Origin of the sequence: Neobacillus fumarioli NBRC 102428 (assembly GCF_001591485.1) — a bacterium.
GTDB lineage: Bacteria > Bacillota > Bacilli > Bacillales > Cytobacillaceae > Neobacillus > Neobacillus fumarioli.
This window is the reverse complement of sequence record NZ_BCUZ01000179.1, coordinates 1-4,030: the sequence shown is the minus strand read 5'-3', so window position 1 is coordinate 4,030 and position 4,030 is coordinate 1. Positions and strand designations below refer to the sequence as shown.

4 protein-coding genes are annotated in these 4,030 nt (G+C 35.9%); all 4 read left to right on the top strand.

Annotation, left to right across the window (positions count from 1 at the left end):
* A partial coding sequence (locus BFU02S_RS15055) for a uracil-DNA glycosylase (RefSeq protein ID WP_084361154.1) occupies positions 1-342 on the top strand: 342 nt, incomplete at its 5' end.
* 157 nt (positions 343-499) lie between these two features.
* Positions 500-1,579 carry an NAD(P)H-dependent flavin oxidoreductase gene (locus tag BFU02S_RS15050; protein WP_066372397.1) on the top strand — a complete coding sequence of 360 codons (1,080 nt, stop codon included), beginning with the start codon at positions 500-502 and terminating at the stop codon, positions 1,577-1,579.
* A gap of 256 nt (positions 1,580-1,835) precedes the next feature.
* Positions 1,836-2,456 carry a lysozyme family protein gene (locus BFU02S_RS15045; RefSeq protein ID WP_066372396.1) on the top strand — a complete coding sequence of 207 codons (621 nt, stop codon included), beginning with the start codon at positions 1,836-1,838 and terminating at the stop codon, positions 2,454-2,456.
* Between the two features lie 160 nt (positions 2,457-2,616).
* Positions 2,617-3,888, top strand: a complete 1,272-nt coding sequence (locus BFU02S_RS15040) for a polysaccharide deacetylase family protein (RefSeq protein ID WP_066372395.1) — start codon at positions 2,617-2,619, stop codon at positions 3,886-3,888.
* Positions 3,889-4,030: the final 142 nt, after the last annotated feature.

Genomic DNA, 4,030 nt, shown 5'->3' with positions numbered 1-4,030 from the left:
GAATGGGCCAAGCAGGGGGTATTAATGCTTAATGCGGTTTTAACTGTCCGGGCCGGAACCCCAAATTCCCATAAAGATTTAGGATGGGAACAATTCACGGACAAAGTCATTGAAACATTGAATCAAAGAAAGACACCTGTAGTGTTTATCCTTTGGGGGAAATTTGCCCAACAAAAGCAGCAATTGATCACTTCACCCTGGCATTTCATCATAAAATCTCCTCATCCCAGTCCATTTTCCGCGGCTAGGGGCTTCTTTGGCAGCAGACCATTTTCCCGGACAAACGCCATTTTGCGGGAAATCGGGGTAGAGGAAATCGACTGGCAAATACCTAATTTATAGGTTGCTATTTTCATTGCAACAGAATATGCATAAAAAATTTCTAAGTCATGATTCTTCCTATTAAAATAATGGTAATTTAATAAATCTGAAATATTATTATCAAAGGAAAGGGGTATATATAATAAAAACGAAATACACATAAGGCGGTGGAATACATATGTGGGAAAATGGGTTAACAAGGTTGTTAGGGGTTCAATATCCTATTATTCAAGCACCAATGGCAGGAGGGGTTACGACTTCTCAATTGGTGGCTGCAGTTTCAAATGCAGGCGGACTCGGTATGATTGGGGCAGGTTATATGACTCCATCCCAATTGCGTGAGCAAATTCAGGAATTAAAAAGTTTAACTGACAAACCTTTTGGGGTGAATTTGTTTGTTCCAAATCCATATAATGCCGATCAAGAAAGAATTGCAAAGGCAAAAAATTTCTTACAGCCCATTTTACAAGAATTACATGTATCGAAAGTGGAGCCAAAACTGCCAAGCTTTGAACAGGATGTAAAGACATTCTACGAACATATAGATGTGATAATAGAAGAGAAGGTTTCGATTTGTTCCTTTACGTTTGGACTGCCGGATTCTAAAATCCTAAGGAAATTAAAGGAGAACTCCGTTATTGTTATTGGTACTGCTGGAACGGTAGCGGAAGCGATTTTGAATGAAAAGGCAGGAGTGGATGCTGTCGTTATTCAAGGCGCGGAAGCAGGGGGACATAGGGGAAGTTTCCTTGGAGAAGATAAGCAGAGTTTGATTGGATTAATCTCCCTTATTCCTCAAACAGCCGATCAAATTAAGATCCCTATTATTGCTGCGGGGGGTATTATGGATGGAAGAGGACTAATGGCAGCAAAATGTCTTGGAGCACAAGCTGTACAGATGGGCACGGCCTTCCTAGTTTGCGAAGAAAGCGGCGCACACCAGCTTCATAAGGAGGCTATTATTGGAGCGAAAGAAGATCAAACAGTCTTAACCAAAACTTTTTCTGGAAAGTTGGCCAGAGGACTGAAAAATAGGTTTACAGAAAAAATGAGCAATAGAGAAGATGAAGTTCCTGATTATCCACTGCAGAATGAACTAACAAAAACGATCAGAAAGGCATCCGCTGAAAAGGGAACATCCGAATATATGTCACTCTGGGCTGGGCAAAGCACGAGGCTAGCTCAGTGTCTTACAGCTAGACAGCTGATCGAAAAAATCATTCAAGAAGCTAAAGAATTGTCTAGTATTTGTACTTAATTCATGCTTATGGGTTATATTGGCAGCTATTTGGATACAGCAGTAACAGCAATTTTCTCTATTGTTTTCTACTACCTAAAATCAGTATTGGATGTACTAAGAAACAGACTGGCGAGAGCAAGTCCACAGGGGACATTTCCCTGTGGATTTTTCACATATAGGGAGGGGGCGAAAAGTGAGAAAATTTTTATTAGAATACTTTTAAGAGATTATCCTTTATAATGAAGAAAGGAATGAAAATAGGAGTTTAATAAAAATGAAGAAACGAATACGGAATAAAATTCGAGCCAGATTCGTCTTATTGTTGCCTTTCTCTGCTTTAGTAGCTATATTCATTTATTGCTATTGGGACAATGACATTCCGTATTTTCAACGGGATCCATTTGTAAATGTCAAAAAATACACACCGTTAATTCATGATGAACTAGCCAAATACCATCTTGAAACATATACTCCGGTTCTTATGGCATTAATGCAACAGGAAAGTCATGGTCAAGGGGGAGACCCCATGCAATCATCTGAATCGATAGGCTTGCCCCCGAATTCGATTAAAGATCCAAATAAAAGCATCCAATTAGGGGTCAAACATTTTCAACATATCCTTGCCTACGGTCAGAAAAAACAAGTAGATTTTCCGACGATTATTCAAGCTTACAATATGGGGATTGGTTACATAAATTATGTGGCAGAACACGGAGGAAAACATAGCGAGGAATTAGCCAAAAATTTTTCCTTATTACAAGTTCAAAAGCACCCCCGAATTTATACTTGTAAAAAAAGTTTTTTTAAATCACGGTATCCATATTGTTACGGTGATTACTCGTACAGTGAAAAGGTAACTAGAAATATAGATTTATTAACTGCAAATAATAAATAATATGAGAAAAGAGCCGGTTCATACATGATTCGGCTCTAATTATATGTTTTATAATTCAAAAGTAAAAATTAATCCAATTTTAATTCAAACTATATAGTATATCTTATCAAACTTAAGTTAAACTTAAAAAGAAAAAATCTTAGAAAATACGGGTGAATATATGAAAAAGAAAATCGCTTTATTTATTCCCTTATTAATTGTTGTTGGATTAGTCATCGTCGGTTTCAAGGGATATACAAAATTTAATCATATTCGTTCATTAAAGGCCAAAAAACCAAAAGCAATTGTGGTGAAAAATGTAGATGTTAACGTAGGCAAATATTTAGTAACCAATAAAAAAGTTGTTCCAATATATGAATCTTTGGATGGAAGATTAATAAATATTGCCAGTCTATCTAACGGTCAAGAAATTAATTCAAATGGGGAATATGGTTCTGATTGGTATGAAGTCAGAGTGGGTAATAATTATGGTCTGGTTTCCAAAAAAGATGTCATATTGTCAACGAACTCAAAGCATCTTGGTGATGATCTGAATAAACATCCCAATATAAAATATTATATTACACTTGCAAGTACGCCTGTATGCAGTAATCACACGGGTTCAGTCGTTCAATTTGCTTCTTTACCAAAAGACGAGCGCTTCCCAATGTCTGAATTTGATAAAAACTGGTTAACAATTGATATAGCAGGCAAAATTGGTTATGTTAAACGTACCGCAGTAAAATTGGATTACGGTATACCAGTATTGGCCTATCATCATCTCTTAGAAAAAAATGAGAATAAATTATTTAAAAAATCGGATACTACCATAACACCGGAGTCATTTAATCAGCAAATGAGATATTTATCTCAACAGCATTTTGCTTCTATTACTACAGGAGATTTAGAAAACTACTTAAACGGAAAAATTATATTACCGAAAAACACGGTTTTAATTACGTTTGATGATGGTTTACAATCTGTCTATCGTTATGCATACCCTGTTTTAAAAAAATATAACTTAAAAGCTACAGAATTTATGATTACAGGAAGAATAGAGAAAACACCAAGTAAGTGGGATCCAGACAAACTAAATGCTTTATCTTATCCGGAAATGAATCAAATGAAAGACGTCTTTGAATTTAATAGTCATACAAATAATCTTCATAATTTGAATGGAAATAAGAAGTCTGATGTAGTAACGAAACCATACAATATTGTCAAAGCAGATTTAGCGCTAAGTAAAAAAATCCTTAACGCCCATTCTTTTGCTTATCCATTTGGACAATATAATAAGCAAACCATCCAGATTTTAAAGGATCTTGGATACAAAAGTGCATTTACTACTGCTGAAGGTTATGCAAAAATGGGAGATAATCCGTATACAATCCCTCGTATTATTGTGGGGCCAAAAGAAACTCTGAATTTATTCAAGTATACTGTGAATTTATAATAAGATAGTTTTTCCAACTAATTTTGCTCAGCCAATTATGCGCAAAATAAAGAACGCTCAGGGTTAAAAACCTTGAGCGTTTTAGTTTAATAGTAAAGAAATTTTGACTTCGAGAATTGTCCAGCGCAAGCGGCCTAGCCCC

Coding starts and splice junctions, on each gene's coding strand:
- BFU02S_RS15045 (WP_066372396.1), top strand. CDS start 1,836: ATGAAGAAACGAATACGGAATAAAATTCGAGCCAGATTCGTCTTATTG.
- BFU02S_RS15040 (WP_066372395.1), top strand. CDS start 2,617: ATGAAAAAGAAAATCGCTTTATTTATTCCCTTATTAATTGTTGTTGGA.
- BFU02S_RS15050 (WP_066372397.1), top strand. CDS start 500: ATGTGGGAAAATGGGTTAACAAGGTTGTTAGGGGTTCAATATCCTATT.